The sequence below is a fragment of the Pseudarthrobacter sp. NPDC059871 genome (genome assembly GCF_042731175.1).
Classification (GTDB): domain Bacteria; phylum Actinomycetota; class Actinomycetes; order Actinomycetales; family Micrococcaceae; genus Arthrobacter.
Map to the genome: position 1 here is coordinate 39,011 of NZ_JBHWJV010000003.1, position 26,039 is coordinate 65,049.

Consider the following 26,039-nt stretch of genomic DNA (forward strand, 5'->3'; position numbering starts at 1 on the left):
TTCCAAACCTTTGGGTCGCGGGTGTTGCCACGACTCTACTGGACGCCTGCTCGGTTGGACGCCTGCTGCCGGAGGCCGGCCAAAAAGAAAGCGGACGACGACGGGGGGCCCGTCGTCGTCCGCTTCCGTGCGGTGCTGGTTGCCTAGGCGGTGGCCAGGGCGCCGCTGTTGCGCAGGCTCAGCGTGAAGGTGTTGGGGCCACTGCAGGTCACGGCCACCTGGCAGGTGGTGGTGTTGTGGCGGGAGGAGAGATCGCTGATGGCAGCATCAAGGGTGTGGTGGAGGGCTGCCTTGTCCCAGATCTTCAGGGTTACGGAGTGAGTGGCATCGAACGTCATTATTCAACTTCCATTTCTTGCGGTGGGCGGCCTGGCTGAGCAGGCCGGGTCCTCGTCGGTGAGGCAACTAGGTTGGAAAGCGCATTCCCGTTTCTCCATGGTGCATGCCGTCGCCGGAGATGGCAACCGGTTTGGCCGCGGTGTGACCAATCACACCGGGCCCAACCAAGGGCATGGGAGTCACGGTTTTGAACTTTCAATGGCAGGCCCGGCCAGCGGCCGGGAAAACGGCCTGATCGAGCTCTGAGGCGTCGGCGGCCGGGGGCGCACCGGTGCGCATCATCGCTTCACCAGGTGGGTTGGGGGCCGGATAATCTCCAGCCCCGCCCTTCCATAGTGCACAGGACGGCGGGGGCCGCCCAACCAGATGGCCGAATATTGCAGGTGAAACTCATCACACCGGTCAGTCGGTGTGGACGGAGAGGCCTCCTGTGTCCAGGATGTCTCCGGCTACGTCCCTGAGCTTCCGGTTGGTTGAACTGGCGGCCGCCTGCAGGAGTCCCATCGCGGCCTCCCGGCCACTGCGGTTTTGAATCATGACCAAGGCGAGGGCCGCATCCACCATGGCGCGTGACCTCAGTTCCGCCCTCAGGCCGTCCGGGAACACCTCCGGCCCGTGCAGCCGCAATGCCAGGCGAAGGATCCGGGACATGGACGCGGCCTGCTCCTCAATCAGGTTCACGGCAGCCTCGTCGAAGGCGAAAGGGCTCTCCGCGTAGCAATTCAGCGCCGCCCGGGACGACGGATCGGTAAGGATGGGGAAGGCCAGGACCGAATGGATGCCCACGTCCGCGATGGCCTCCATGTAGTGTCCCCAGCGTTCGTCGTGGCCGAGGTCGTGGATCAGGACGGCGCGCTGGTGCCGCAGGGCACTCAGGCACGGCCCGGCGTCGAACGAGTACTGGGTCTCATCCAGCAGGCGGCCCCTCTCGCTGCTGCTGGCAACCGTGGCGGGCGCGCCATCGCGCTCCACGGTGATGGTGCAGTCAACCGTTATGCTGCCGGCGCCAAGCTGTGAGGCGGAGATGGTGGCCAGTCCCAGGAGGAATTCGGTGAATCCGGGGCTCTTAAGGAGGAGGTCCTGATACTCATCGGCAGTGGTCAATGCGTCGTACCGGGCCATGAAGGCCTCTATTCAGAATCGCGCCACGGGCGGCACCCGCAACTGCCGGCTGTCACTCGATTGTGGACAGCCCCTGGTATTCGACCCCCTGGGCTCGGTGATGAACCTGAAAATCTCCTACTTTCGACACTACGCCTGCCCCGGGTATTGCGGTATCCGGGGGAGAGCGGAGACCCTAGGCGTCGGGGGCCTGGGCCATGCCGTCGGGGCCGCTGCCGGGGTCGTCCCCACCGCTGCCGGACTCCTGCGCGGTGTCAGCGTCCGTGGGGCCGGCGGCTTCCGGCTCGAAGTCGTCGGAGTAGGGCGCGCGGGGCCGCGGAAGATCGTCGATCAGTTCGTTGGCGGCCAGCGCCAGCAGGTCGCGCTGGATGGCCGGGAGTGACAGGAGCCCCTGTAGGTAGGCTTCCACCTCGTATTCGCCGGCATCGCCGGACAGGCTGAAGTATTTCAGCCACAGTTCAGGCAACGGGATGTCCGCCGCCTTCATCGCGGCGCGGAGGCGCCGGCGCTGTTCAGGTTCGTTTGGATCGAAGCCCATGCCGTTCCTAGCCTCGCGGTGCCGGTGGCCCGGAAAGGACTGCCTCGCTCACCTGCTGCAGGGTGGCGCCCTGGTCCCTGGCATCCTTGATGAGTTGCCGCAGGGCAGCGTCATGCGGAACACCCTGCCGCTCCATCAGGACTCCGCACGCGCGGTTCACCACGTCCCGGCTGTACAGCGACTGGCGCAGCCCTTCGGTGAGCTTCTGCGGAGCTTCGCTTGCCTGGATGTGGGCGATGAGGGTGGCGGCCGGAGCTGCGAAGAGCTCCAGAAGGCGTCCGCTGGAGCCGTCGTAGGTGTGGGGGCCGGCGGAGTACAGCTTCAGCGAACCGATGGCTTCCCTGCCGGCGATCAGGGGAGCGGTGACCACTGAACGGACGGGCAGTTGCTGCACGGCCCGCCGCCATTCCGGCCAGCGGTGCTCGCCGTGGACATCGCGGACCAGCACTGGCTTTTCGGTGGCCCAGGCGGTGAGGCACGGACCTTCCCCGAGCTGGTACTGAACGGCATCGGCCTGCTGGACAATGCTGTCCGTGTAGCCGCTGCTGGTGCGGGTGCCGCGGGAGTCCAGCAGGGAAACACCGGCACCGATGGTGCCCGGCAAGGAGTCTTTTGCGGCCCGGGCCAGGGAGTGGACAGCAGCCACCACCTTCTCCTCCGTCAGCAACAGCCCGCGGATGCGTGCAATGAGCATGCTGAGCTCGTCAAGGGGAAGCGGGTGGGCCATAGCTCCCAGCATATGCCAATCGATTTGGCCGGTGAGGACGTCCGCAGATTGCGCGTCCCAGTAGGATTGGCACATGTCGAATCCGGCTGACAACAACGTTGTCCACGAACTTCAAGAGATCCTCACGGGCGCCGAAAGCGTGGTGGAGTTTCTTTCCGGCCTGTCCGGAATTGCCGCTGCCGCTGTCTCCGAGGCCGCCACCGGCCGGATCGAGTGTGCGGTCACCCTCAAGGTCCGCCGTCGTCCCGCAACCGCTGCCGGAAGCAGCGAGAGGGCCGTGGAGCTGGACCGGCTTGAGCAAGCTCTGGGCGACGGGCCGTGCATCGAGGCGATCCGCGAGATGTCCCCGGTGCTGGTTGAAGATGTCGCTGCGGACCAGCGCTGGCCTGCGTACAGCAAGGCGCTGCTCGAAGCCGGTGTGCACAGTACGTTGGGCGTCCCGCTCGGGATCGCCGACGGCGCAAGCGCGGCACTGAACTTCTTCGCTGACAGGCCGGGCGCGTTTACCGAGGACGTCTACGCCAAAGCCCTGGGGTTCGCGGCCTCGGCGCATAACACCTTCCACCTTTCGGTCCGGCTCAACGCGGCCCAGAACCGGGCGGACGATCTTGAGGCGGCGCTGGAAAGCAGGACAGCCATCAACCTCGCCTGCGGCGTCATCATGGCCCAGAACCGCTGCTCGCAGGCCGAGGCCATGGAAATCCTCACCAGGGTGTCCAGCAACCGGAACCGCAAGCTCCGCGATGTGGCCACGGAGCTGATCGCGCAGCTCTCCGGCGGGCCCATCCAGACCCACTTCGACTAGGCGGCCACCCCGGCAGGGACGTCCGACGGCGGCGGGCGGCCCGCGCCGTCGTCGTTAGTTTCGCGCCGGTTCCGCCGTCCGTGCGGTGACCACCACGGACCCTCCGGCAAGGCCCCGCCCGCGGTCAGCGCGTCCCCGGATGTCCCAGCAGGTGCCCGCGCCGATCACCGTGTAGTCCCCGGCGCCCGCTCCGGCGAGGATGATGGCCGTGCCCTCGTCGATTGCCACGGCGTGGTCCACCAGCCCGGCCGCCACGGCGCCCACGGCCCGGCTCAACGTCCCGGCCTGTGCAGCGTGGACGTCCACTGCAAACGGGGCAATCCCCAGGCCCTGGCGGAACTCCAGGTCAGCCAGGCCCTCGGAACACTCCTCGCCGCAAACCTCGATCCCGTTGACGCGGTATCCGCCGATCAGCGCACGTCCCGGCGCCACCATCGCACCCGCGGAAAAGCCGAGGTAGGGAACGCCGTCTCCCACCAGTTGCATAATCGTGTGGGACGCACTGCCGACGCCGCGCAGGTAGGCAGGAGTCATGCCGCCGCCCACCACCACTCCGTCCACACCGGCGAACTCCGCGGAATCTGCGGGGCTGCTGTCGTGGAGCAAGACGGGAACCACCTCGCAGGCAATCCGTTCCTGCAGCGGACCGGCATAATCCGGCAGCCGGGTCATCGGGGCGCCCCCGCTGTCATGAACCACCACGGCGATGCGTGCCCGCCGTCCCGGCCCTGCCCTCAGCTCCGCCTCGGCGGCAAACCTGTCAAACACTTCAGGGAAAGATTTTGCGTCCGGCCCGGCACCCACCAGGAAAATGCTCATGCCCCTCAAGATACAGAACCATTGACACGCCGTTAGTGGCGGACTATCGTACAACCAAATGGTTGTAGATCAGCTCCGCGAGACCGAACTGGACCGCCTCTTCCAGGCGTTCGCCGATTCCACCCGCCGCGACATCGTTCGCCGGGTGACAGTTGGCGAGTTCTCGGTTTCCGGTCTCGCAGCGCTGTACGCCATGAGCTTCGCCGCAGTCCAAAAGCATGTTGCGGTGTTGGAGCGTGCCTCCCTGGTGACCAAGGAGAAGCGCGGAAGGGAGCAGATTGTGCGGGGTAATCATGAAGGCCTGCAGAAAGCCCGCCGGCTGCTCGACGAATACGAACACATCTGGCGGCAACGCGCCGCCCGGATGGCCGACATTCTCGCTGAAGGTTAGGAAGGCATTGCCATGACAGTCATCAGTACGGACAAGAACTTCGAGGCCCTGAGCCTCACCCTGGTTGCCGAGTTCGAGGCCGGCGCGGAACGCGTGTGGCAACTCTTCGAGGACCCCCGGCAGCTGGAGCGCTGGTGGGGTCCGCCCACGTACCCGGCAACGTTCTACCAGCATGACTTTGTGCCCGGCGGCAAAGCCAGTTATTACATGACCAGCCCCGAGGGTGAAAAGTTCCACGGCTGGTGGGAGTTCACCAGCATCCAGGCGCCGCAGCAGCTCGAATTCAACGACGGCTTCGCGGACAGCGACGGCAAGCCCACCGGTGAGCACGGCACCAGCCACGCCACGGTGACACTGGAACAGCTCGGGGACCGCACCCGGATGACCATGCTTTCCGCCTTCGAGTCCGAAGAGCAGCTGGAACAGATGGTGCAGATGGGCATGGAAGAAGGCCTCAAGGAGGCCGTCGGCCAGATGGACAGCATCCTCGCCGAGCACGCCAACGCCTGACGCGGCGGGCTGACTGCGCCGCAAACAAAAGGAAGCGGACGACGCCGGGGCCTCCCGGCGTCGTCCGCTTCCGTGTGCACTGGCCTGCTGCCGTGCGGGTTACGTCGCCGGGGCCTCCCGCCAGGGGTTCCACCCGACCAGCCGGACAGAATCCAGCGCGGCAAGGTCGCCCTGCGCCGCTTCCCTCCGCCGCTGCGCCTCGGCGGGGAGCCCCACCTTGGCGGCGGGGGAAAGCGGCAGGATCTCCAGGGTGACATCGGCGCCGGGCCCAATTCCGGCGTCGGACACGTTAAGGACCCACGATGAGCCGTCCCAGAACCTGTCGGCCACCAACGCGCCGTCCACCAGCAGCCGGGCCACGTCCCCGGCCCAGTGGATTTCCAGCTCGGTGTGCGTCCCGGCCAGCGCCTGGCCGGGAAGGGGCAACCGGTGTGCCTGGGCCAGTTCAGAGATGACCGCAGGGTCCGGCGCCGCGGCCCGGTTGGCGGAGGAACCGTAGGTTGCGGGGACAGGGCCGGCCGCCTTGACCAGCTCCGCGGCCACGTCCACGCTGCCTGCGGCCAGGACGGCCGGGGCCGCCTGGACTGACGGGACCTCCTGGACCGTGGAAAGTGTGGCTGCGGGTTCGAACGAGCGTGCCCCCGGGCGGTAGCGCAGTACTTCAGGGGTGGCCCGGGACCGGCCCGCCAGGTTGCCGCTGCCATCAAGCCACACCGGATCGCCGGAAAGGACCAGTTCGCGCTGGACGGGGCTGCCCAGGACCCAGGCGGCGTCCACAACCTCTGCCGGGAGGACCAGGATGTCCAGCCGGGCATCCCCGAAGCGGGCGGTGGCCACTACGGGTTCGCTGCCGTGGATTCGGTAGGAGCCCGCCGCGTCCGATCCTCCAGCGCCATGGACCTCCGTTCCGGCGGCGAAGCAGAGTTCCACGGGGATTCCGGGCTCGGCCGCGAGCACCAGGGTGGGCAGCGAATCCGGGTCCTCGGCTGAGGGTTCCAGAAATGTCAGTGGGGAGGCGGTTGCCCAAGTGATGGTCACGCCGGCCACCTCGAGGTTCACGGGCCAGTGCGCCACTGTGCCCGCCGGGATGTCCACCGGCTGCCCCGGGAAGGTGGCCGGGCCGGCGTCGAGCGCTATCTCAAAGCGGGCGTCGCGGTAGGTGGCCAGCGGAAGGTGTGGCTGGTGCCAGGTGATGAACACGAAGCCGGCGGTGCCGTCGCTCCGGAGCGCCCAGCGAAGGGTGGTGGTGTCCTCGATGCCGTGCGGCAGGGCCTCGGGGAGGGATGACGGCATCTGCGCCAGCCGGTCGCCGAAGGCTGCCAGGAAAGCGTGCTGCTTGCGGAGGGCGGCGAAGCTGCTGGCCAGCCGGCCGGACGCGCCGATCGGGGCATGGAAGTCGTAGTCGAACCGGGGCAGGTCGTTCGGGTAGCCGGTTTCCTGGGATTCCTGGAGCCCGTCGGCAGGGTTCATTCCGCCGGCGAACATGTAGTAGCCCTGCCAGGCCGAGCCGTTGCCGATCTTGTTGTGTGCCACGGCGGCCACGTCCAGCCCCTGCGGCCAGGGGCGGCGCTGGTAGGCCGTGGCCATGCCACCGGCCAGCTCGCACGTGGCCGGCGGGAACAGGGCCGAGGGTGTCCGGGGTGCAGGAGCCGCTGCGCCAGTCCCGCCGCCCGTATCGCCTGTATCCTCGGCGCCGTTACCCACGAACTCGCGGATGTCGGCGCCGATGCCCGGATCGTCCCACACATGGCTGAAGAAGTAGTGCTCGCGGAACGTGGGATCCCACGGGGCGTCCGCATCCACCCAGAACCCGTCGCCGTAGCCACCGAACAGGGGGAGGACCTCCCCGGCCGGCAGGTCCGCGCCACCCCAGGCCGTGGCCGTCCAGATGGGTGCGGTCAGGCCGGCGTTCCTGGCCAGTTTCTTGAGCTCCACGAAGTGGCCGGGCTGGTCATACAGCTCGTTTTCCAGCTGGATGCCCATCACGTTGGTGTCCGGCCCCGTCAGTTGGTGGAGTTCTTCTCCGAGGCGCCCGAACCAGCCCTTCACCAGTTCCAGGTAGGCGGGATCGTTGGTGCGGTGCTGCACCGGCGCCTCCTGCACCCAGTCCGGGAAACCGCCGTTGCGGACCTCGCCGTGGCACCAGGGACCGATGCGCAGCACCACGTCCAGGCCGATCTCCGCGCACAGGCGGACGAACGCACCCACGTCCAGGCCGCCGTCGAACCTCACCTTGCCCTCGGTCTGCTCATGGTGGATCCAGAATGCGTAGGTGGCCACCACCGTGATGCCGCCCGCCTTCATCAGCCGCAGCCGCTCCTCCCACCGTGCCCGCGGCACCCTGCTGTAGTGCAGCTCGCCGGACACGGGAAGGACAGGCTGCCCGTCGGCCTCAAGGTAGCGGTTGGTGACGCGGTAGCGGTGGTGCCGGTCAAGGGTGTTGCTCATGGCCGGCAACGTGAGGGGAGTTTCCCACGGCGTGTGGGCGGCGCGCAGGACGGACGGGGAACCGCTGGAGGGTGATGGCATGGGAGGAAGTATTCCACACTCAGGAAACGTTTTCTTGGCGTGGTTCCAGCTGGGCGTTGAACCCGGCGGGATGCTTCGAAATACTGGGAGGACGGCATCAACCAAGGCAAGGCGGTGACACGGATGGGCGGGGCGTCGGAATACCGGAAACGGCTGGAGCGCGCGGCCGAGGTCCGCTCCTACCGTGGGGCGGGCATCAGTTCCGAGGAAGAAGCCGCCCTGGACGCGGTTGACGCCAAGGAACGGGAGAAGCGCCGCAAAGTCAGCGACTCAGCCCGGGCCGAGTACCTGGTCCGGGACGCGATGGCGCAGGGAAAGTTCGACGACCTCAAGTACGCCGGCAAGCCGATCCCCGGGCTGGGCGAATCCTACGATCCCGACTGGTGGGTCAAGGGCCTGCTGCAGCGCGAGAACATCAGTGGGCTGGGGCCGCCGGCTATCCTGCTCCGGACGGAGGATGCGGGGCTGGACGCTGAGCTGGATGCGCAGTACACCGAACAGCAGGTCCGCAACCTTCTGGCGGATTTCAACCGCCGCGTCATTGATGCGCGCCGACAGCTTCAGGGCGGGCCGCCGGTGGTCACACAGACCCGTGACGTGGACGAACAGGTGGAGCGGTGGCGGGCCAGGCGTGCCGCGCGGACGCCTGAGGTGGTGGAGGAGCCCTTGCCGGAGCGCTCCTGGTGGCAGCGGCTCTGGAAGGGGCCGGGCTAGGCTGCCGGGTTGGCCAGTTCGTACAGCTCGCAGAGGGCGTTGTAGTACCTGCTGGTCTGCCCTTGGTGGAGCAGGCCGATCCTGGTGCATACACTTTGCGACGCTGCGTTGGCTGGGTTGGTTACGGCCACCACTTTGGGCAGGCCGCCTGCGAACGCGTAGCTGAGGACCGCCGCCGCGGCCTCGGTGGCGTACCCCTTTCCCCAGTGGTCCGGGTGGAAGTGCCAGCCGATCTCCGTGTCACCCGAGGGCTGGAGCGGGAGTTCAGCGCCCGACGCCGGGATGGCCTTGAGGAGCAGCGTCCCGGCCAGCGCGGGCTGGCTGTGTCCGGGGATTCTTGGCTGGGCAGGGTCTGCTTGCTGGTTCGATGGTTGGGCTGGCCCTTTCAGCTGCACGGCCCAGACCGCCGGGACCGGATGGTCCATGGCCCGCCACGCCCGGATGCGGTCCTCGGCCTCACTGCGGTCCGCCATCACGCGGGGCGGATTTCCGATGAAGCGCTGTACCTCCCAGCGGGAGTATAGATCCAGGACAAAGTCAGCATCCTTGGGCTCCCAGGGCCGGAGAAGCAGCCGCTCTGTTTCAAGGTTCTCCACGCCGTTCATTGTGCCCGTGATCGTCCCGGAAGTATTGCTTTTCCACATAGGGCTTCGCGGGGGGCGGGAATGTCAGTGGGTGCTGGAAGACTTTGGTCATGGAGACGGTTGGCGGCGCGGCAGTGGAGGCGGGGTTTGCAGTTGCCGTTGCGCCGTCTGCTTTCAGGGACACCTCCGCGCCCGCCTCAATTGCCCCTATTCCGGCTGCTCCTGACGCCCGTCCGGCGGGCGTCCAGGCCCCGAGTGCCCGGGTTCCTGCGCCCGCCGGTGCACCCCGGGCCGCCGCAGTTGGCTCGGCTCCCCATGTCCCCCCTACCGCCGGTCCCGCGGGTGTTGGTGACCCTACCGTGGTTGATGCGTTGGGGATTTTGGCGGTGGTGCCGGTTGCTGGTGATGGTGCTGGGATGATTGATCAGCTTCGGCAGTTGGAGGATGTGAAGGCTGTGGCGGCAGCGAGGCAGGCCGAAATCACGGTGGCTTTTGATGCTTCGCAGCGGCGGGAGCAGGCTGCTGCCGGTGTCCCGGCCGGCGAGCAGGGTGCCGGGGTGGGGGCTCAGGTGGCGCTGGCGCGGCGGGAGTCCCCGTCCCGGGGTGGGCGGCTGCTGGGACTGGCGAAAGCCTTGACCGGGATGCCCCGCACGTTCGCGGCGTTCCGGTCCGGGCGGTTGAGTGAGTGGCGCACCACCTTGGTCGTGAAGGAAACCATCTGCCTGTCCGTGGAGGACCGGGCGGGGGTGGATGAGGAACTCGCCGCCGATACCGGTGCCTTTGATGGTGCCGGGGACCGGACCATCATCTCCGCGGTCAAGGCCGCCGCGTACCGGCGGGATCCTGCGTCCGTGGCCAGGCGGGCCGCCAACGCGGTGGGTGGACGGACGGTCAGCCTGCGCCCGGCGCCGGACACCATGGCCCGCCTGACCGCGCTGCTGCCGGTGGCCGAGGGCGTGGCGGTCTTCGCCGCTCTCACCAGGGAAGCCGGCACCCTGCGTTCCTCCGGGGACGGCCGGTCGACGGGTCAGGCCATGGCCGATACCCTCGTCGAACGGACCACCGGGACCCCGGGCGGCGTCAGCGGGGTTGAGGTCCAGCTCGTCATGACCGACCGGACCCTCCTCCAAAGCGACAGCGAGCCGGCCCGGCTCACCGGGTACGGCATCGTCCCGGCCCAATGGGCCCGCGAACTCGTCGCCGGAGATCAGCCCGGTTCCGGGCTGGCTGCCTGGGTCCGGCGGCTCTACACCGCTCCCGGCACGGGGGAGCTCATCGGTTTGGACTCCAAAGCCCGGCTCTTCCCGGCAGGGCTCAAACGCTTCCTCCAGATCCGTGACGACACCTGCCGCACCCCGTACTGCGACGCACCCATCCGCCATCACGACCACATCAGCCCCTGGCACCACGGAGGCGACACCACATCCTCCAACGGCCAAGGACTCTGCCAAGCCTGCAACCACACCAAAGAAAACCCCGGCTGGTCAGCTGCAGCAGCCTCCAATCCCGGAGCACGCCACACTGTTCAGCTCCAAACCCCCACCGGCCACACCTACCACTCCACCGCACCACCACTCCCGGGAACCCATAGTCAGAAACACTCGACCCACGTGCCTCACCCGACAGTCCTCCCAGGCGCGGGCACGACACAGACCCGCCGCCGTCGTCCTAACCAGCCCTCCGGCCAGAAAGCGAAACACTCGGCGTACCACCGTATGTCACCCGCATCCGGACCTAAGGTGGCAGTCTCTGGCATGGCCGAGGCCACACGCAACGCGGTGGAGGTGCTCGGCCGGGCCGGACCAACGGCTGATGGGTGAGGCGGGTTTAAGCAGCCAGCCCTGCGGTCCTATCGCTTGGGAGCCGGGGTGGGCGTCGGGCTTGGCCCGATCATCGACTGTGGTGGCCCAGGGAACGGCACCGCTGGATACAGCGGGACTGCCTTGAGCATGTAGTTGGCCCACTGCGGTCCGGCAATCATGTACCCGTCGAGGCGGGGATAGAACGTTCCGTTGATGGTGACGTTCTGGCCTGCACGTTTCTGCCCTTCGAGTGCGTCGCCGAAGAAGGACGCCGTGGCCAGTCCGCTGGTGTACCCCACAATCCAGGTGGCGCCGTTGTTGTTCGAGGTGCCGGTCTTGGCGGCCGTTGGCCACTTGTCGTGAACCTTCGGCTGGATCCAGAAGCCGGAACCCCTCACCAGCACGTCCTGAAGGACGCTGTTGACGCCGCGTGCCACATCCGGCTTCACGGCATCCCTGCACTCGGTTGTTTGGGCGGGTAGCTTCCCACCCGTGGCGTCCCTGATGTCCAGCAGGGCGATGGGGTTGCAGTAGCGGCCGTCGTTGGCGAAGGTGGCGAAGGCGTTGGCCAGGTGAAGGGGTGCAACGCCGGTGGCTCCGAGGAGGTTGCCCAGCTGGTGCATGTTGATGGGTGTCCCATCCAGGCCGCTGTGCAGGCCCACTGCGTCAACCATCTTTTGGATGCCGCAGAAATCCAGCTGCGCCGCTGAGGCAAAAGTGGCCGTATTGATCGAGTTGTAGAGGCCGTAATTGATGGGCATCTTCCGGTAGAAGCCCTCCTCCGAATTCTGCAGGTCATCCGCCGCACCCAGCTCGGGGTTGTTTTGCGCTGTGCTATAGGCACCCAGCACCTTGCCGCAGCTGGAGCGCCACGGGAACCCGAGCGGATAAACACGTCGTGAAGCATCAATTTCGGTGGTCAGGGACTTGCCCTCGTTGAGCCACTCGGCGAAGGTGAACGGCTTCATGGTGGAACCGGTCTGGAAGCCGCCTGCCCCGTTGAGGTCATTCCCCTGCGGATCCCGGGCATCCACGTTGAAGTTCAGCTGCGTATCGAACTTGCCCGGTTCGGGCAGGAACACGGTGTTCTGCGCCATGGCCAGGATCTTGCCCGTTCCCGGTTGTACAGTGACCAGGGCCGCACCCCACTTGTCCGGATTTGCGCCCGCTGTGCCGTCCACCTGGGCCTGGGCCGCCGCCTGCAGCCTGCTGTCCAAAGTGGTGACGATCGTCAGTCCGCCCCGGTACAGCTTGCGCTCGCGTTCGACTTCGTGGGGCCCGAAGGCGGGGTTATTGAGGATCAGGTGGGAGATGTAGTCGCAGAAGTAGGGGGCCATGGCGGCGTTGGCGCAGCCCTGGCGTTCCGGGGTGATCTTGAGTTCCACCGGCGTGGCTTTTGCTTCGTCATGCTGCCCCTGGGTGATTTTCTTCAGCCGGAGCATCTCGTCAAGGACCTGGTTGCGGCGGGCCAGCGAGTTCTCGGGGTTGATGGCCGGGTTGTAGAAGGTGGGGCTGTTGACCAGGCCGGCCAGGAGGGCCGCCTGCGGCAGCGTGAGGTCTTTTGCGGTGGCGCCGAAGAAGTAGCGTGCCGCCGCCTCGACACCATAGGCATCGCTGTTGAAGAAGACGATGTTCAGGTACCCCTCGAGGATCTGGTCCTTGCTGTACTTCTTTTCCAGGGCGATGGCCAGCCTCATTTCCCGCAGCTTGTCGCCCATATCCTTCTGGCCGCTCAGGACCACTTCGTCCGGCCGGTCCTGGGACAGCCGCGCCTCATTGACCACGTTGGTGACGTACTGCTGCGTGATGGTGGACGCGCCCTGCTGGTCCCCTTTCGTCACGTTGGCGATCACTGCGCGGAGGATGCCCTGGGGGTCGATTCCAGCGTGCTCGTAGAACCTGCTGTCCTCAATGGAGATGATGGCGTCCTTGATGTATGGCGACATCTGGCCCAGTGGAATCCGCACGCGGTTCTCGGCGTAGAACGTGGCGATCGGCTGGCCGTCGGAGGTGAGGACCCTGGTGGATTGCGACGGTGGCTGGACCGTCAGCTCTTTTGGCAGGCCCTCGAAGAATCCGATCGAATTGCTGACCCCGATTCCGGCTGCCGCAACTGCCGGGACAACCAGGCTGGCCACCAGCACGCCACACATGGCACTGGCTGCGAGGAACCCCACGAATCGTCCCAGAGCGGCGCCGAAACCGCTTCTGCGCTTCTTCTTCTTCGCCATCTATCAGCCCTCAAGCTTGGAGGTGCGTCCAGCCTACGCCGCTGGGATGGGCTGATCCAGAACTTCGAAGGTCAGGATACGGTCACAAAAAGTTCTTGACCGGCGATACTTAACGACATATCGTTAAGTATCGCCGAAGAGATCGGCGTAAGAAAGAAAACCGAAAGGTGGATGCCATCATGAGAGGCATTTCTGACGAAAAATTCCCCGGCCCAGAGTTCGCAAAGGGCCGGTTTGAACGAGGCAGGGGACGCCGGGGACCGCATGGTCACCGTGGCGGCGGCGGGTTCGGCGCAGGTTTTGGTCCCGGGTTCGGCCCTGGCTTTGGCCCGGGTTTCGGTCCGGGATTCGGGCGTGGGGGGCGGCGGGCCAGCCGTGGCGACGTTCGCGCCGCCATCCTCTCGCTCCTGGCGGAGTCACCGTCGAATGGTTACGGGCTGATCAAGACCATCGCCGAAAAGACCGAAGGAGCCTGGCGACCAAGCCCGGGCTCCATCTACCCCACGCTCCAGCAGTTGGTGGACGAAGGGCTGATCGAGGCCATGAGTGAAGGCCGCGGTACCGAGTTCTCGCTCACCGAGGCCGGCCGGGAGTATGTTGCCGGGCACGCGGAGGAGATGGACAGTGCATGGAACGCGGTCCCGGAAGGATCGGACCGAGAGTTCCACCACAGCATCGGCAAACTGATGGGCGTTATCCACCAGTTCCGCAGCGGCGTCACAGAGGAGCAGCGGACCGCCGCCATCGAGAAGCTGGACGAGACCCGGCGCGCGCTCTACAAAATCCTGGCGGACTAGTGGCGGGGCTGCCGGACTACGGGCGGCCGTCAGGCGAAAGTATCTTCCTTTGCCTGACGGTCCGGGCCCTGGGTGCCTGAAACCTCGCGGTCTGAACCCTCGACGGCCTGGCCGTCTGCGGAGTGCCCGCCGGCAGGAATGTGGCCGAATACCGCCCGCAGTGGGTTGAAGTCGGCGCCCACCTCGTTGAACGCGTAGGCGCTCTCGGCGTGCTCGGACAGGTCCACGCCGGCCGTCTCGGCTTCGTGGCTGACACGGAATCCGATGGTCTTGTTGATGGCGCGGCCGATCACCAGGGTGCCCAGCCCTGAGACCAGCAGCGTGATGACTACCGCCGCCGTCTGCGCAATGAGCTGCTGCACACCCCCGCCGTAGAAAAGACCCCCGCCCTGGCCGGCTGCCGGCAGGGCAATAAAGCCGAGGGCCAGGGTGCCGATGAGGCCGGCGCCGAGGTGGACGCCCACCACGTCCAGGGAGTCATCGAGCCCGAAGCGGTACTTGAGGTCAACGAAGACGGCGCAGGCAGCACCTGCCACCAGGCCCAGGCCGATTGCGGCCACCGGGCTGATGTTGGCGCAGGAAGGCGTGATCGCCACGAGGCCGGCCACTACGCCGGAGGCGGCCCCCAGGGAAGTGGGGTGGCCGTGGCGGATCTTCTCGGTCACCAGCCAGCTCAGCATTGCTGCGGCCGGAGTTACCAGGGTGTTGATCCAGATGAGGCCGGCCTGTTCGGCGCTGGTCGCCGCGCCACCGTTGAATCCGAACCAGCCGAACCACAGCAGGGCTGCACCCAGCATGATGAAAGGGAGGTTGTGGGGGCGGTGGTTGGGGTCTTTTGCGAAGCCGTGGCGCTGGCCCACGATGACGGCGAGCACCAGGGCGGCTGTGCCGGAGCTGATTTCCACCACGGCGCCACCCGCGAAGTCGATGACCTGGCCGAAAATGGCCGTCACTGCACCGCCGGCGCTCATCAGTCCGCCGCCCCAGATCATGTAGGCGAGGGGGCAGTAGATCAGGGTGATCCATACCGGCACGAATACGGCCCAGGCGCTGAACTTGGCACGGTCTGCAATAGCGCCGCTGATCAGCGCCACGGTGATGATGGCGAAGGTTGCGCTGTAGCCGGCCTTGATCAGGTCCGGGGAGCCCATCAGGTTCTGCAGCCCGAAATTGGTGAAGGGGTTGCCGAAGATGCCCAGGAAACCGTCGCCGGTGGTCATTGAGTAGCCCCAGAGGACCCAGACAACGCCTACGATGCCCGCGGAAATGAAGCTCATCATGATCATGTTCAGCGCGGCCTTGGCACGGGTCATGCCGCCGTAGAAGAGACCGAGCCCCGGGGTCATCAGCAGTACCATCGCTGCCGAGATAAGCAGCCAGACGTGTTGGGCAGAGATCTCCACCGGTGGTCCCTTCGCATGAGATTCAACGGGGCGATGTGCCACCCCGGCTTTCCCCCGGGGTCTATCTTTCGTTGCCTGTGTTTCATCCAATGCTGCGGAAAGTTGCCGTTGCGTTACACAAAACGCGCCTGCGTGAAGTTCGCGTGTCAGCAATGTTTCAGGAATGTAAACGCACTCCCACCGGGGCGGTCCCGCCAGACGTTGCGCGACCTGCGCCGGCCCGCCGCAAAAGGTGCACAGGAGAATCCCAAGGTGAGCTCCCGCCGTCGTGCCCTGATCCGTCAAGGTTTCCCGCCCGTGAACGGCAACTCACCGCCGTCGGACCCTTCGGGGCGAGAGTGGAAACGACGACGGCGCACCGCAGGACTCATGCGGTGCGCCGTGTGGGGTTCGCTGGCGGGGGAGAGTTTTGCGATCTCCCCTAGAACTGGCGGGCGTTGGCGAGGACGGGCAGCTTGGTGCGGACGTCCTCGATGATGGTGGGATCGACGTCCACGACGGCGAGTTCCGGCTTTCCGCCCAGCGCAACCAGGGCGCTGCCCAGCGGAGAGATGACGGCGCTGTGGCCGATTCCGGTGGGGGCGCTGCCCAGCGGAGAGATGACGGCGCTGTGGCCGATTCCGGTGGGGGCGCTGCCGGCGGGCCCGGCACCGATGGTTTCGGGGTCACCCTGGCCGCACGCCACCACGAAGGTGGTGCTGTCCAGGGCCCGGGCACGCACCAGGAGGTCCCACTGCTCTGCTTTACCTTCGCCGGCACCCCAGGACGCGCAGACGATGTTCACCTGCGCCCCGGCGCGGGCATTTGCCGTGAAGAGGGCCGGGAAACGGACGTCGTAGCAGGTGGCCAGGCCGAAGACCGTCCCGTTTAGCTCAAACGTCACCGGGCTCTGGCCGGCGTCCACCGTCTTGGACTCGGTGAAACCGAAAGCGTCGAACAAGTGCACCTTGTCGTAGGACGTGTCCAGGCCCGGGCCGGTTACCAGGAGGGTGTTGCGGACGCGGCCGTCCTTTCCCGGAGTGAACATCCCGGCTACGATCGCAATGTCCAGTTCGTTGGCAATGGTGCGGACCTTGTCCGCCCAGGGGCCGTCCAGCGGCTCTGCGATGTCGGTCAGCGAATGGCCGAAGGCACGCATCGCGGCTTCGGGGAAGACCACCAACTCCGCGCCGGCCGCCTTGGCCTGCGTGGCGTACTCCCGGATGAGCTCCAGGTTGGCTGCCGTATCGGCGCTGCTGATGATTTGGGCGACTGCGAGGCGCATGGATGAACTCCGATCTGTTGTATACATAATGTATGGGAAAAAACTCCGGCGCAGCTGCCTCTGGACGCGAAAAGGCATATTTGCATTTGCGTGAGAACGTCCTGGTGGATCCGGAGCTGCAGGGGCGCTTCCTCAACGAAGCTGAGCTCGCGGCCGAGATTGGCGTATCCCGGACCCCCGTCCGTGAAGCTCTGCTGCTCCTGGTCTCGGACGGACTCGTGGAACTCATTCCCCAGCGCGGCGCCTATGTGCCGGCGGTGACTGGCCGGGAAATTTCCGAACTCATGGAACTCCGCGGTGTGCTGGAAAACTACGCTGCCCGGCTTGCCATTGCCGAACACCGGGTGCCGGCGGCCTTGATGCAGGAAACGCTCAACCTGCAGTCGGAGATTCCTGATACTGGAAGGCCAGAGGACGCCCGTGAATTCATTCGCCTCGATACCCTTTTTCACCAGCAACTCATCGATGCTGCCGGGAATGAACTGATCTCCAAGACCTACAGCAAGCTGCATGTCCGGCAGGTGCTGGTTGGTGTTTCGGCCCTCTTCCGCACCGGTGACCGTCACAGGGCGGTGTGCGCCGAACACCAGGTCATCATTGACGCCCTGGTGTCCGGCGACACGGCCAGGGCGCAGAAGGCCATCGATGAGCACCTCGCGGTGACCCGGGACATCCTCCTGCGCACCTGACACTTCGGAAGAACCTAGCGTGCTCCGCCGACGCCCGCTCCGCTGCCCTCACGGGGTGTGGACTCCATCAGCAGCCGGTAATCCTGGTCCTCGACCGTGTTGTTGTCGCGCCCAAGGGCCAGCCCCACGACGGTCACGGCAGCAGCCACCCCAACGTAGATGGCCACCGGCACCCAGCTGTTGAACTGGGCCAGGAGCACTGTGAACAGCAGTGGTGCAATCGCGCCGCCGATAACGCCGGCGAAGGTGTAGGCGAGTGAGCTGCCCGTCGAACGGAGGCGCGGGGAAAACTGTTCAACAATAAAGGCTGCCTGCGGTCCGTACATGAAGGAGTGGGCAGCCAGGCCCAGGACAATGCCAATGATCAGCATGGGCTGGTTGTCTCCTCCCAGGATCCCGAAGAAGACGAATGTCCACACGGCGCCCACAACTGCGCCCACCCCGTACACAGCACGGCGGTTGAAGCGGTCGGAGACGGCGCCTGCGAGGGGAATAAGGAAGAGCTGGAATGCGGAGCCGATCAGCACGGCGGTGAGCACCTGGTTGCGTTCATAGCCAAGGGCCTGGATGCCGTAGGTGAGGGTGAAGACCGTAAAGAGCGCATAGAGCACGTCCGGGCCAACGCGGCAAAGTATCGCCGCGATCAGGGGGCGCAGTTCCTGGGTGAAGACCTCCCGGATGGGCGCCTGCGGCTGCTCACCGTGCGCCTCGATGGCTTTGAAGATGGGGGTGTCCTCGAGCTTGAGCCTGATCCAGAGGCCAAAGCCGACCAGCAACGCGGACACGAGGAAGGCCACACGCCAGCCAAAGCTCAGGAACTGCTCCTCGGACAGGGCGAGGGTGAGCACCGCCAAAGCTCCGTTGGCCAGCAGGTTGCCAGCGGGGGGACCCACTTGGGCAGCTGACGCCCAGAAGCCGCGCCGGTGCGGATCTCCGTACTCGCTGGAGAGCAGGACGGCGCCACCCCATTCGCCGCCAACGCCCACTCCCTGGGCGAACCGGAGCAGGACCAGGATCAAGGGGGCAGCTACGCCGATGCTCCCGTAGCTGGGGAGGACTCCAATCAGGACAGTCGCCACTCCGATGATCATCAGCGTGATAACAAGAACTTTTTTGCGGCCGATGCGGTCGCCGAGGCGGCCGAAGATAATCCCGCCCACGGGGCGGGACACGTAGCCCACCGCGTAGGTGGAGAACGCCAGGATAGTGCCCGTCAGAGGATCGGATGCGGGGAAGAAGACGATCGGAAAGACTACGGCGGCCGCGGCCGAGTAGACGGCGAAGTCGTACCACTCCAGAGCCGTGCCGGTCAGGCTCGCTGCAAAGGCCTTGTACAGGCCTTTGGGGTGGATCGGCTGGGGCGGATGCGACGCTGCGCCCTTGGCCGGTTGGGGTTTGCTCATGCTGTCCTCCATGGGTCTCAACGGTGACGCCTGTCACGCTGGCATGTAATGTATACATTACGCATACTGGATGTACATCCGCGACCCCTTACGGTTTCCGGTTTGTTAATTTTTTTCCTGCACTACGAGAAGGACGGACCCACCATGACGGTTCTCAGCTTTGAACTCCCCGATGGCAGCACGAAGAATGTGCAGGTAAACCACCTGTTGAACGCCGGATACGCTGGGCGTGAGCAGGACGAAGTCCAGGCGCACATCGCGGAACTGGCGGAACTGGGAGTGCCGGGTCCCGACACCACCCCGGCTCTTTACCCAGTTTCCCCCTACCTCGCCCAGCAGGTGACGGAAGTCCGCGTCCAGCACGCCCGCACCTCAGGGGAAGCGGAATGGGCTCTGGTGATTACCGACGAGGGCGTCCTTCTGACGGTGGCGTGCGATCACACGGACCGGGAGCTTGAAGTCCACGGGGTGGCGTGGAGCAAGAACGCCAGCCCGGATGTTCTGGGCCGGAACGCCTGGTGGCTGGAAAACGTCCGCGACCACCTGGACCAGATCACGCTCAAGGGGTGGGTGGGGGACGGCGAAACACCTGAAACGCTCATCCAGGACAGCTCACTGGAGGCGCTGCTGACGCCGGACTACTGGCTCGAAGTCCTCTCAGAACGGGGACTCAACGCACCAGGAACAGTCCTGATTTCCGGAACAGTGGCAATGAACGGCGGGGTGAACCAGTTCGCCCGCAGCTGGAAGGTTGAAATGGCCGATCCGGTCACAGGACTGTCAGTGGAAGCCAGCTACGTGGTGGAGCAAATGCCCGAGCCAATTGGCTAAGCCGGCCGGCGGGCCGGTGGAGGGCTACTGCTTGTAGCCCTCCACCTCGCTGACGGGACGGGTCTCGGCGTCATCGGGGTTCTCGCCGGAGTCTTTTTTGGCGCGGCGCTGGCGCAGAAGGTCCCAGCACTGGTCCAGGCTGATCTCCACCTGCCGGAGCCTGGCGTGGTCCGGCGCCTGGCCGTCCCCGGGCCCCTCCCGAAGTGAATGCTCCTCGTCTACGAGGGCCTGGATACGCGTCAGGATGTCTTCGTCGTTCATGCTTTCCCCTTCGTCCGGACCGGTCTCCCCAGCGTACGTAGTCCGTGCTGATGCCACCAGCCCCCGGGCGGTACCATCAAAGTCATGCCCGATGTGCTCGATATGGCAGGACCAATCCTGGAAATGCTGACGTGGATGTGCCTGCCCGTTGGCTTGCTGTTGCTCTTTTACGTGGGCTTCCAGCGACGCTTCGTGCACCCCTGGGACGTGGCCGAGGCCGTGGTGTACTCGGACCAAACCGGTGTGGGCTTCAGGTGGCTGGACCGTAAGCACCAGGTGCACAACGCCCCCATGTCGCCCCACGACATCAGGGACCTGGCGGTGGGCGAGACCCTGCCCATTTACTACCATCCCAAGCGCCCCACGCAATGGCAGATCATTCCGCCCGAGGAAACGGCGAAAACAGCCTCGGTGCTGGGGCGTGTCCTGACGGCCATTGGCTCCGTGGCGCTGCTGGCCGGCTTCGTCCTGCCCATGTTCTAGCCGGCGGCTTCCCGCACGTTACCCGGCGAGCACCACACCGATCCCCAGGACTCCCAAGGCAATGCCGGTGAAAGCCGTCCAGAGCACCGCGGTGATGTCGGCGTCGACGTGTTCGCGGGAGACGCCGTGCGACTTGGCGCCGTACCGCCCGCGCTGCGTGAGGTAGATGGCCAGGGCCGCCCCGGCAGAAACCCCGAACAGCAGCAGGATGGGAAGCCCGTGGTGCGGCAGCCAACGCAGGAAGAGTGCGCTCGCCGTCACCAGGGCCAGCATGGTCCGGCCCCAGGCCAGCGAAGTGCGTTCCGGCTGCAGGCCCGGATCACCGTGGGTATCTCCCGCTGGAAGCTGCGGTGCCACAGGAGTCAGCGCCAGAGGACAAAAACGAGGACGACGGCGGCGGCCACCGCGCCTGCCCCGGCCAGCAGGGGCACAATAAGCGGCAGGGGGAGGGGCGCCTTGTGCCGCATGCTGCGTTCCACGCGGAGCCACCTCAGCGCGGCCCCGGCACTGAGCAGCATGCCCAGCAGGAGCAGCACGATGGCCAAGCCCTTGCGCACGGGTTCCAGGAACAGGTCCGAGGTGAACGCCTCGATGGCGATGCCGCCGGCCAGCAGGGCCAGGGAGGTCCGGATCCAAGCGAGGAACGTCCGTTCGTTGGCGAGGGTGAACCTGGGGTCCGGTTCCTCGCCACCGGGCAGCAGCCGTTCGGCGATCTTGCCGCGCGACGGCGGTGCGTCGTCTCCCGGTGCGTGCTGGCTGTTGGTCACGGTGCCAGTTTAGCGGCGCCGCTGTGCGCGACCTCGGCGCGGGCTGCTGCCTACGCGGATCTCCGCTGCGCCGCCTGCGACGCGAGGTGTTCCCCGATGGGCAGGGCCGCCGTCGCTGCCGGGGACGGGGCGTTCAGGACGTGGATCATCCTGTCTGTCTCGGCAAGCAGGAAATCGTGAATGAGGGTGCCGTCCCGGCGTACCGCCTGCGCCCTGATCCCGGCCTCGTAGGGCAGCAGGTCTGTCTTGGCCAGCCCGGGGGCGTACTTCCGGCATTCCTGCAGGTAGCTGCCCTTGAACAGGGAATTGCGGACCTCCCGGACGGCAGTCACTGCGTTGGCGCCGGCCACCTTCCACAACCCGGGGAACTTCGCGAAGCGGGCCACATCACGGAAATCCACCGAGAACTTGGGGTAGCCCTCCCGGGACATTCCCAGCACAGCGTTGGGGCCCACGGTGATGGTGCCCTGCACAGTGGGGGTGAGGTGGACGCCGAGGAACGGCAACGCGGGATCCGGGACGGGGTAGATGAGATGGCTGACGTAGCCGGACTTCTCGGCAGGAAGCTCGAAGTACTCTCCGCGGAAGGGGATGATCTGGACGTCGATATCAACCCCGGCGGCCTCTGCGAGCCGGTCCGACTGCAGCCCGGCGCAGGCCACAAGCTGCCGGCAGGAGTACGCCCCGGTCTCAGTGCGGACGTCCACACGGTCCGTGTGTTCGGAAATGGCGGTGACGCGGGCCTTCGTGCGCACCTGCCCGCCCGCCTTTTCCACCAGTTGCGCGAGCTTCCGCGCCACCGCCGGGTAGTCCACTATGCCGGTGCTGGGAATGAACAGGGCGCCGAGCCCGGTAACATTCGGCTCGCGCCGGAGTAGTTCCTGCCCGTCCAGCCGTTCACAGGCCAGTTCGTGGACCACCGCACGGTCCTCAAGCTGCGCCAGCCGCTCCAGCTCCAGCGGAGTGGTGGCCACCAGCAGCTTCCCGGGCTCGCGGTACGGGATGCCGTGCTCCCGGCAGAACTCTTTGGTCTGCTGGGCGCCGGCTTTGCTGAACCTCGCCTTCAGGCTGCCGGGGGTGTAATAGATTCCGGAGTGGATGACGCCGCTGTTGTGCCCGGTCAGCCAGCGCTTCGCGGGGCGAACATGATCACTGCCACCCCCAGCAGGCAGATGACCGAGCCGGCCACATCCCACCGGTCGGGCCGGAAACCGTCGAAGATCATTCCCCAGGCGAGGGATCCGGCAACGAACACCCCGCCGTAGGCTGCCAGGATCCGGCCGAAGTGGGCGTCCGGCTGGAGGGTGGCCACGAAGCCGTAGGCACCCAGGGCAATGATGCCAAGTCCCGCCCACCACCAGTCCTTGCCTTCCCGGACCGCCTGCCACACCAGCCACGCCCCGCCGATTTCTGCCACGGCGGCCAGCACGAACAGCACGATGGTCTTGAGGACGCTGACAGTTTCTTCCGGGATACCCACCCGGCCATCATGCCAGCCGGGAATCCCGGCAACGCGGGAATGCCGCCGGGCAGCCGGAGGTTGGGGCAGGTATGGAGCGCATAGGATTCCTTTCATTCGGCCATTGGGGACCCGGCCAGGGTTCCCGCACCAGGACCGCCGGCGAGGCGCTGGTCCAGGGCATCGAACTGGCCGTGGCCGCCGAGGAACTCGGTGTGGACGGTGCTTTCTTCCGGGTGCACCACTTCGCCCGCCAGCAGGCCTCGCCGTTTCCGCTCCTTGCTGCCATCGCGGCCCGCACCCGCCGGATCGAAATTGGTACCGGCGTTATTGACATGCGTTATGAGAACCCCCTCTACATGGCGGAGGAAGCCGCAGCCACAGACCTGATCAGCGGAGGCAGGCTCCAGCTCGGCATCAGCCGGGGCTCACCCGAGCCAGCCCGCCAGGGTGCGTCAGCTTTCGGCTACGTGCCCCGGGACGGCGAAACCGACGCCGACATGGCACGCCGCCACACCGAGCTGTTCCGCAAGGCGATCACGGGGGCGGGAGTGGCTGAAGCCGACCCCCGCTATGCCGGTGGTGCCACGGGCCTCCTGCCGGTGCAGCCGCAGTCGCCCGGCCTGGCGGAACGGATCTGGTGGGGAGCCGGCACCCGTAAAACGGCCGTTTGGGCGGCGGAGCGTGGAATGAACCTGATGAGTTCAACCCTGCTCACCGAGGACACCGGCGTGCCCTTCCACGAACTCCAGGCGGAACAGATCCAGCTGTTCCGGGATACCTGGCAGGCGGCCGGCCACACGCATCAGCCGAGGATCTCGGTCAGCCGCAGCGTGCTGCCCATCGTGGACGACGAAGACCGCCGCTACTTCGCCGGCAGCGCCCTCCGCGACGGCCGGGACCAGGTGGGCATCATCGACGGGCTTACGGCGCGGTTTGGGAAAAGCTACGTGGGCGAGCCCGACAGGCTCGCGGAGGAACTGGCTGCGGATGCCGCGGTCCAAGCGGCCGACACCCTGCTCCTGACCGTCCCGAACCAGCTGGGCGTGGAGTTCAACGCGAAACTTTTGGGGAACGTAGCCCGCTACATTGCACCATCCCTGGGCTGGAATCCGTCCGTGCAGTGACCGGGCGGGAACCATCTCCGTGACCCAGCCGTTATCCTTAAGGTGCGGCTTGGGGGCTTAGCGCCCCAACCAGCATGACTGCAGGACGGTCATATGACGGAGAGAGAGAAATATGGCTCGCGCCGCCCTAGGCTTGACTGCATGATCAGGCTACGACAGCTGGCCCAAGCAGCTTCGGTTCTCACCACGCCCTTGGCTCCCGAAGACATCATGGCCCTCTTCAACCCGGTCTTCTCCGCCCGGCAGCTCCGCGGCGTCGTCACCAGGGTTGTCCAGGAGACCGCCCAGTCGGCCACCATCTTCTTCCGGCCCGGACGTGGCTGGCAGTCGCACCTGGCCGGCCAGTGGGCACGCATCGGCGTCGAGCTGGACGGCGTCCGGCACTGGCGCTCCTACTCCCTCAGCGCCGCCGCCGGCAAGGACCCCGCCATTACCGTGACGGACGTCGGAGCAGTGTCCGGCACGCTGGTGCGGACCACGCGCCCCGGTGACGTCCTGTTCCTTGCCCCGCCGCAAGGCGATTTCGTCCTGCCCGAGCACCCCAGGCCTCTGCTGATGGTCACCGCCGGCAGCGGCATCACTCCGGTGATGTCCATGATCCGTACGCTGGTGCCTCGCCGCCCGGATGCCGACGTCGTACTCGTCCATTCCGCCCGCACGCCGGGGGACAGCCTGTTCCGCGAGGAACTTGCCGAACTTGCAGACCAGTTCCCCAACTTCCGCCTGGCGCACTGGTTCACCGGCGAGCAGGGCCGGATGGACTTCTCCAACACCAACCAGCTGGATGAGATCTGTCCCGACTGGAAGGACCGCGCCGCTTACGCCTGCGGCCCGGACAGCTTCCTGGACGACGCCGAAGCCCTGTGGAACCGCGCCGCCCTCACCACCGCCGCGCCCGGCACCGACATTGCGGTGGCCGGCAGCGCGGGCAACCTCATGATCGAACGGTTCAACACCACCTTCGCCGCGGGTGTGGGGCACGACGGCGGCCTGGTCACCTTCGAAGCCTCGGACCGCGAGGTGGAGGCCGACGGCGACACCCCCATCCTGGACGTCGGAGAGGACGCCGGGGTACTGATGCCCAGCGGCTGCCGGATGGGCATCTGCCACAGCTGCCTCACTCCGCTCCTGGCCGGCCAGGTCCGCGACCTCCGCACCGGGGAAATCCACGGCGATCCCGGCCAACTGATCCAAACGTGTGTCTCGGCAGCCGCCGGACCCGTCAACCTCGAACTCTGAGGAGCAGAATAATGTCTGTCATCTCACCCACCAAGGCCGCCTCCACCGGAGGAACGAACGCCGGCAGCTCAAGGACGCGCCCCGGCAAGCTCGCCGAGTCCGGCAGCCCCACCGTACGGCCGCCTGCGGCTGCCCACCTGACGGACGAACAGGTGGCGGAGCTGGGCCGCGAGCTCGACGCCATCCGCGACGAGGTCCTGGCCAAGCGGGGCGCGGAAGACGCCGCCTACATCCGCCGGGTGATCAAGGTCCAGCGCGGCCTGGAAATCTCCGGCCGTGCGGCCCTGCTGGTTGGTAAGAACAAGGCTGCCTGGGTCACCGGCACTACCCTGCTGAGCCTGGCCAAAATCCTGGAAAACATGGAGATCGGCCACAACGTGCTGCACGGCCAGTGGGACTGGATGCGGGACCCGGACATCCACTCCACCACCTGGGAGTGGGACTTTGTCACCCCCTCGCGCTCCTGGCAGCACACCCACAACGACCTGCACCACCGCTGGACCAACGTGGTGGGCAAGGACAACGACGTCGGATACAACCTCCTGCGGATGGACGAACAGCAGCCGTGGAAGCCGATGAACCTTGGCAACCCGCTGTACAACGCCATCCTTGCACCCCTCTTCGAGTGGGGCATCGCCATCTACGACCTCGAACTGACCGAGTTCAAGGAAGGCAAGAAGTCCAAGGAAGCGCTGCTCAAGGACCTCAAGGCCCTTGGCAAGAAGGTGGTCACGCAGTTCACCAAGGACTACGCCGCGACTCCCGCCGTCGCCATGCTGACCGGCTCCGGAAAGCAGGCGCTCTACGGGACCCTGACCGCCAACGCCGTGCGCAACGTCTGGGCCCATGCGGTAATCTTCTGCGGCCACTTCCCTGAAGGCACGGACACCTTCACGGAGGAAATGGCGGAAGGCGAAACCCGCGGCGACTGGTACATCCGCCAGATGATCGGCTCCGCCAACATCTCCGGATCGAAATTCATGCACATCATGACCGGTAACCTCTCGCACCAGATCGAGCACCACCTCTTCCCGGACCTGCCCTCCAACCGGTACGCCGAGGTCGCCCCCAAGGTCCGTGAGATCTGCCAGCGCTACGGCCTGAAGTACACCACCGGTCCGCTGCTGAAGCAGGTCGGATCCACCTGGGGCAAGATCTTCAAGCTGGCGCTGCCGGGCAAGACCGCCAAGGCCTGACCACAGCAC

General features: G+C 66.3%; 29 protein-coding genes. 13 read left to right on the plus strand and 16 right to left on the minus strand.

Features of this window, described 5'->3' with window-relative positions:
- Positions 1 to 143 precede the first annotated feature (143 nt).
- Positions 144 to 338: a hypothetical protein gene (locus ACFV4R_RS05265; protein ID WP_015938411.1), complete on the minus strand. Its 195-nt coding sequence runs from the start codon at positions 336 to 338 to the stop codon at positions 144 to 146.
- Here ACFV4R_RS05265 and ACFV4R_RS05270 point away from each other — a divergent pair.
- Positions 322 to 585, plus strand: a complete 264-nt coding sequence (locus tag ACFV4R_RS05270) for a hypothetical protein (RefSeq protein ID WP_377201604.1) — start codon at positions 322 to 324, stop codon at positions 583 to 585. The two genes, ACFV4R_RS05265 and ACFV4R_RS05270, sit on opposite strands and share 17 nt — an antisense overlap.
- Positions 586 to 741: 156 nt before the next feature.
- On the opposite strand, the gene ACFV4R_RS05275 is transcribed toward ACFV4R_RS05270, so the two are convergent.
- The 3 genes from ACFV4R_RS05275 to ACFV4R_RS05285 form a co-directional block, all read right to left on the minus strand.
- Entirely contained in the window at positions 742 to 1,461 is a 720-nt protein-coding gene (locus tag ACFV4R_RS05275) for a GAF and ANTAR domain-containing protein (protein ID WP_377201603.1), read from the minus strand.
- Positions 1,462 to 1,636: 175 nt separating this feature from the next.
- The gene (locus ACFV4R_RS05280; RefSeq protein ID WP_377201602.1) at positions 1,637 to 1,999 is read right to left on the minus strand and encodes a hypothetical protein; all 363 of its coding nucleotides are present in this window, start codon (positions 1,997 to 1,999) and stop codon (positions 1,637 to 1,639) included.
- 7 nt (positions 2,000 to 2,006) lie between these two features.
- Positions 2,007 to 2,726, minus strand: a complete 720-nt coding sequence (locus ACFV4R_RS05285; RefSeq protein WP_377201601.1) for a GAF and ANTAR domain-containing protein — start codon at positions 2,724 to 2,726, stop codon at positions 2,007 to 2,009.
- 73 nt (positions 2,727 to 2,799) lie between these two features.
- On the opposite strand from ACFV4R_RS05285, the gene ACFV4R_RS05290 reads away from it, so the two are divergent.
- Complete coding sequence (locus ACFV4R_RS05290; RefSeq protein WP_377201600.1) at positions 2,800 to 3,531, plus strand: ANTAR domain-containing protein; 732 nt, start codon at positions 2,800 to 2,802, stop codon at positions 3,529 to 3,531.
- Positions 3,532 to 3,585: 54 nt separating this feature from the next.
- On the opposite strand, the gene ACFV4R_RS05295 is transcribed toward ACFV4R_RS05290, so the two are convergent.
- Complete coding sequence (locus ACFV4R_RS05295) at positions 3,586 to 4,350, minus strand: Type 1 glutamine amidotransferase-like domain-containing protein (protein WP_377201599.1); 765 nt, start codon at positions 4,348 to 4,350, stop codon at positions 3,586 to 3,588.
- Between the two features lie 58 nt (positions 4,351 to 4,408).
- On the opposite strand from ACFV4R_RS05295, the gene ACFV4R_RS05300 reads away from it, so the two are divergent.
- Both ACFV4R_RS05300 and ACFV4R_RS05305 read left to right on the plus strand, forming a co-directional pair.
- Positions 4,409 to 4,741, plus strand: coding sequence for an ArsR/SmtB family transcription factor (locus ACFV4R_RS05300; RefSeq protein WP_377201598.1), 333 nt, complete (start codon positions 4,409 to 4,411; stop codon positions 4,739 to 4,741).
- Positions 4,742 to 4,753: 12 nt separating this feature from the next.
- Positions 4,754 to 5,251: an SRPBCC domain-containing protein gene (locus ACFV4R_RS05305; protein WP_377201597.1), complete on the plus strand. Its 498-nt coding sequence runs from the start codon at positions 4,754 to 4,756 to the stop codon at positions 5,249 to 5,251.
- Positions 5,252 to 5,350: 99 nt separating this feature from the next.
- Here the strand turns inward: ACFV4R_RS05305 and ACFV4R_RS05310 are convergent, their stop codons facing one another.
- Complete coding sequence (locus tag ACFV4R_RS05310) at positions 5,351 to 7,780, minus strand: beta-galactosidase (protein ID WP_377201596.1); 2,430 nt, start codon at positions 7,778 to 7,780, stop codon at positions 5,351 to 5,353.
- Positions 7,781 to 7,903: 123 nt separating this feature from the next.
- Here ACFV4R_RS05310 and ACFV4R_RS05315 point away from each other — a divergent pair, with 123 nt between their 5' ends.
- Positions 7,904 to 8,494: a DUF1992 domain-containing protein gene (locus ACFV4R_RS05315; RefSeq protein WP_377201649.1), complete on the plus strand. Its 591-nt coding sequence runs from the start codon at positions 7,904 to 7,906 to the stop codon at positions 8,492 to 8,494.
- Here ACFV4R_RS05315 and ACFV4R_RS05320 read toward each other — a convergent pair.
- Complete coding sequence (locus ACFV4R_RS05320) at positions 8,491 to 9,099, minus strand: GNAT family N-acetyltransferase (RefSeq protein WP_377201595.1); 609 nt, start codon at positions 9,097 to 9,099, stop codon at positions 8,491 to 8,493. The two genes, ACFV4R_RS05315 and ACFV4R_RS05320, sit on opposite strands and share 4 nt — an antisense overlap.
- A gap of 395 nt (positions 9,100 to 9,494) precedes the next feature.
- Between ACFV4R_RS05320 and ACFV4R_RS05325 the strand changes: the two genes are divergently transcribed.
- Positions 9,495 to 10,898, plus strand: a complete 1,404-nt coding sequence (locus tag ACFV4R_RS05325) for an HNH endonuclease (RefSeq protein WP_377201594.1) — start codon at positions 9,495 to 9,497, stop codon at positions 10,896 to 10,898.
- 29 nt (positions 10,899 to 10,927) lie between these two features.
- Here the strand turns inward: ACFV4R_RS05325 and ACFV4R_RS05330 are convergent, their stop codons facing one another.
- Positions 10,928 to 13,111: a transglycosylase domain-containing protein gene (locus tag ACFV4R_RS05330; protein ID WP_377201593.1), complete on the minus strand. Its 2,184-nt coding sequence runs from the start codon at positions 13,109 to 13,111 to the stop codon at positions 10,928 to 10,930.
- A 179-nt stretch (positions 13,112 to 13,290) separates the two neighbouring features.
- Between ACFV4R_RS05330 and ACFV4R_RS05335 the strand changes: the two genes are divergently transcribed.
- Positions 13,291 to 13,908 carry a PadR family transcriptional regulator gene (locus ACFV4R_RS05335; RefSeq protein WP_377201592.1) on the plus strand — a complete coding sequence of 206 codons (618 nt, stop codon included), beginning with the start codon at positions 13,291 to 13,293 and terminating at the stop codon, positions 13,906 to 13,908.
- Between the two features lie 29 nt (positions 13,909 to 13,937).
- On the opposite strand, the gene ACFV4R_RS05340 is transcribed toward ACFV4R_RS05335, so the two are convergent.
- Together ACFV4R_RS05340 and ACFV4R_RS05345 are read right to left on the minus strand one after the other, a co-directional pair.
- A complete protein-coding gene (locus ACFV4R_RS05340; protein WP_377201591.1) occupies positions 13,938 to 15,311 on the minus strand; it encodes an ammonium transporter in 1,374 nt (457 codons plus the stop codon).
- Between the two features lie 421 nt (positions 15,312 to 15,732).
- Entirely contained in the window at positions 15,733 to 16,575 is an 843-nt protein-coding gene (locus ACFV4R_RS05345) for a carbon-nitrogen hydrolase family protein (protein WP_377201590.1), read from the minus strand.
- A 32-nt stretch (positions 16,576 to 16,607) separates the two neighbouring features.
- On the opposite strand from ACFV4R_RS05345, the gene ACFV4R_RS05350 reads away from it, so the two are divergent.
- Positions 16,608 to 17,264: a GntR family transcriptional regulator gene (locus tag ACFV4R_RS05350; protein WP_377201589.1), complete on the plus strand. Its 657-nt coding sequence runs from the start codon at positions 16,608 to 16,610 to the stop codon at positions 17,262 to 17,264.
- A gap of 14 nt (positions 17,265 to 17,278) precedes the next feature.
- Here ACFV4R_RS05350 and ACFV4R_RS05355 read toward each other — a convergent pair whose 3' ends face one another.
- Positions 17,279 to 18,667, minus strand: coding sequence for an MFS transporter (locus tag ACFV4R_RS05355; RefSeq protein WP_377201588.1), 1,389 nt, complete (start codon positions 18,665 to 18,667; stop codon positions 17,279 to 17,281).
- A gap of 144 nt (positions 18,668 to 18,811) precedes the next feature.
- On the opposite strand from ACFV4R_RS05355, the gene ACFV4R_RS05360 reads away from it, so the two are divergent.
- Complete coding sequence (locus ACFV4R_RS05360; RefSeq protein WP_377201587.1) at positions 18,812 to 19,498, plus strand: DUF2848 domain-containing protein; 687 nt, start codon at positions 18,812 to 18,814, stop codon at positions 19,496 to 19,498.
- Positions 19,499 to 19,522: 24 nt separating this feature from the next.
- Here the strand turns inward: ACFV4R_RS05360 and ACFV4R_RS05365 are convergent, their stop codons facing one another.
- Complete coding sequence (locus tag ACFV4R_RS05365; RefSeq protein ID WP_045732239.1) at positions 19,523 to 19,759, minus strand: DUF2630 family protein; 237 nt, start codon at positions 19,757 to 19,759, stop codon at positions 19,523 to 19,525.
- An 84-nt stretch (positions 19,760 to 19,843) separates the two neighbouring features.
- On the opposite strand from ACFV4R_RS05365, the gene ACFV4R_RS05370 reads away from it, so the two are divergent.
- On the plus strand, positions 19,844 to 20,242 hold the full coding sequence (locus ACFV4R_RS05370) for a hypothetical protein (protein ID WP_377201586.1): 399 nt from the start codon (positions 19,844 to 19,846) through the stop codon (positions 20,240 to 20,242).
- Between the two features lie 18 nt (positions 20,243 to 20,260).
- On the opposite strand, the gene ACFV4R_RS05375 is transcribed toward ACFV4R_RS05370, so the two are convergent.
- The 4 genes from ACFV4R_RS05375 to ACFV4R_RS05390 are packed head-to-tail and all read right to left on the minus strand — an operon-like array spanning position 20,261 to position 22,489.
- The gene (locus ACFV4R_RS05375) at positions 20,261 to 20,599 is read right to left on the minus strand and encodes a DUF202 domain-containing protein (protein WP_377201585.1); all 339 of its coding nucleotides are present in this window, start codon (positions 20,597 to 20,599) and stop codon (positions 20,261 to 20,263) included.
- Between the two features lie 5 nt (positions 20,600 to 20,604).
- Positions 20,605 to 21,009, minus strand: a complete 405-nt coding sequence (locus ACFV4R_RS05380) for a YidH family protein (protein WP_377201584.1) — start codon at positions 21,007 to 21,009, stop codon at positions 20,605 to 20,607.
- A 50-nt stretch (positions 21,010 to 21,059) separates the two neighbouring features.
- Positions 21,060 to 22,205, minus strand: coding sequence for an L-2-hydroxyglutarate oxidase (gene lhgO, locus ACFV4R_RS05385; protein WP_377201583.1), 1,146 nt, complete (start codon positions 22,203 to 22,205; stop codon positions 21,060 to 21,062).
- Positions 22,130 to 22,489 carry a YnfA family protein gene (locus ACFV4R_RS05390; protein WP_377201582.1) on the minus strand — a complete coding sequence of 120 codons (360 nt, stop codon included), beginning with the start codon at positions 22,487 to 22,489 and terminating at the stop codon, positions 22,130 to 22,132. The genes lhgO and ACFV4R_RS05390 overlap by 76 nt, the downstream gene beginning before the upstream one ends.
- A gap of 71 nt (positions 22,490 to 22,560) precedes the next feature.
- On the opposite strand from ACFV4R_RS05390, the gene ACFV4R_RS05395 reads away from it, so the two are divergent.
- The 3 genes from ACFV4R_RS05395 to ACFV4R_RS05405 all read left to right on the plus strand — a co-directional run bounded on the left by ACFV4R_RS05395 (position 22,561) and on the right by ACFV4R_RS05405 (position 26,030).
- Positions 22,561 to 23,595 (plus strand): LLM class flavin-dependent oxidoreductase, encoded by a 1,035-nt coding sequence (locus ACFV4R_RS05395; RefSeq protein WP_377201581.1) that lies wholly within the window; start codon positions 22,561 to 22,563, stop codon positions 23,593 to 23,595.
- A gap of 141 nt (positions 23,596 to 23,736) precedes the next feature.
- The gene (locus tag ACFV4R_RS05400) at positions 23,737 to 24,834 is read left to right on the plus strand and encodes a ferredoxin reductase (RefSeq protein ID WP_377201580.1); all 1,098 of its coding nucleotides are present in this window, start codon (positions 23,737 to 23,739) and stop codon (positions 24,832 to 24,834) included.
- Positions 24,835 to 24,845: 11 nt separating this feature from the next.
- Entirely contained in the window at positions 24,846 to 26,030 is a 1,185-nt protein-coding gene (locus ACFV4R_RS05405) for a fatty acid desaturase family protein (protein WP_377201579.1), read from the plus strand.
- The last annotated feature ends 9 nt before the right edge of the window (positions 26,031 to 26,039 follow it).

What these genes read in the sequence shown, in the direction of transcription:
- ACFV4R_RS05295 (WP_377201599.1), bottom strand. Translation starts at nt 4,350, where the DNA reads ATGAGCATTTTCCTGGTGGGTGCCGGGCCGGACGCAAAATCTTTCCCT.
- ACFV4R_RS05395 (WP_377201581.1), top strand. Translation starts at nt 22,561, where the DNA reads ATGGAGCGCATAGGATTCCTTTCATTCGGCCATTGGGGACCCGGCCAG.
- ACFV4R_RS05400 (WP_377201580.1), top strand. Translation starts at nt 23,737, where the DNA reads ATGATCAGGCTACGACAGCTGGCCCAAGCAGCTTCGGTTCTCACCACG.
- ACFV4R_RS05335 (WP_377201592.1), top strand. Translation starts at nt 13,291, where the DNA reads ATGAGAGGCATTTCTGACGAAAAATTCCCCGGCCCAGAGTTCGCAAAG.
- ACFV4R_RS05280 (WP_377201602.1), bottom strand. Translation starts at nt 1,999, where the DNA reads ATGGGCTTCGATCCAAACGAACCTGAACAGCGCCGGCGCCTCCGCGCC.
- ACFV4R_RS05370 (WP_377201586.1), top strand. Translation starts at nt 19,844, where the DNA reads ATGCCCGATGTGCTCGATATGGCAGGACCAATCCTGGAAATGCTGACG.
- ACFV4R_RS05325 (WP_377201594.1), top strand. Translation starts at nt 9,495, where the DNA reads ATGATTGATCAGCTTCGGCAGTTGGAGGATGTGAAGGCTGTGGCGGCA.
- ACFV4R_RS05330 (WP_377201593.1), bottom strand. Translation starts at nt 13,111, where the DNA reads ATGGCGAAGAAGAAGAAGCGCAGAAGCGGTTTCGGCGCCGCTCTGGGA.
- ACFV4R_RS05305 (WP_377201597.1), top strand. Translation starts at nt 4,754, where the DNA reads ATGACAGTCATCAGTACGGACAAGAACTTCGAGGCCCTGAGCCTCACC.
- ACFV4R_RS05320 (WP_377201595.1), bottom strand. Translation starts at nt 9,099, where the DNA reads ATGAACGGCGTGGAGAACCTTGAAACAGAGCGGCTGCTTCTCCGGCCC.
- ACFV4R_RS05285 (WP_377201601.1), bottom strand. Translation starts at nt 2,726, where the DNA reads ATGGCCCACCCGCTTCCCCTTGACGAGCTCAGCATGCTCATTGCACGC.
- ACFV4R_RS05345 (WP_377201590.1), bottom strand. Translation starts at nt 16,575, where the DNA reads ATGCGCCTCGCAGTCGCCCAAATCATCAGCAGCGCCGATACGGCAGCC.
- ACFV4R_RS05300 (WP_377201598.1), top strand. Translation starts at nt 4,409, where the DNA reads ATGGTTGTAGATCAGCTCCGCGAGACCGAACTGGACCGCCTCTTCCAG.
- ACFV4R_RS05365 (WP_045732239.1), bottom strand. Translation starts at nt 19,759, where the DNA reads ATGAACGACGAAGACATCCTGACGCGTATCCAGGCCCTCGTAGACGAG.
- ACFV4R_RS05350 (WP_377201589.1), top strand. Translation starts at nt 16,608, where the DNA reads ATGGGAAAAAACTCCGGCGCAGCTGCCTCTGGACGCGAAAAGGCATAT.
- ACFV4R_RS05310 (WP_377201596.1), bottom strand. Translation starts at nt 7,780, where the DNA reads ATGCCATCACCCTCCAGCGGTTCCCCGTCCGTCCTGCGCGCCGCCCAC.
- ACFV4R_RS05290 (WP_377201600.1), top strand. Translation starts at nt 2,800, where the DNA reads ATGTCGAATCCGGCTGACAACAACGTTGTCCACGAACTTCAAGAGATC.
- ACFV4R_RS05360 (WP_377201587.1), top strand. Translation starts at nt 18,812, where the DNA reads ATGACGGTTCTCAGCTTTGAACTCCCCGATGGCAGCACGAAGAATGTG.
- ACFV4R_RS05265 (WP_015938411.1), bottom strand. Translation starts at nt 338, where the DNA reads ATGACGTTCGATGCCACTCACTCCGTAACCCTGAAGATCTGGGACAAG.
- ACFV4R_RS05275 (WP_377201603.1), bottom strand. Translation starts at nt 1,461, where the DNA reads ATGGCCCGGTACGACGCATTGACCACTGCCGATGAGTATCAGGACCTC.
- ACFV4R_RS05315 (WP_377201649.1), top strand. Translation starts at nt 7,904, where the DNA reads ATGGGCGGGGCGTCGGAATACCGGAAACGGCTGGAGCGCGCGGCCGAG.
- ACFV4R_RS05405 (WP_377201579.1), top strand. Translation starts at nt 24,846, where the DNA reads ATGTCTGTCATCTCACCCACCAAGGCCGCCTCCACCGGAGGAACGAAC.
- ACFV4R_RS05355 (WP_377201588.1), bottom strand. Translation starts at nt 18,667, where the DNA reads ATGAGCAAACCCCAACCGGCCAAGGGCGCAGCGTCGCATCCGCCCCAG.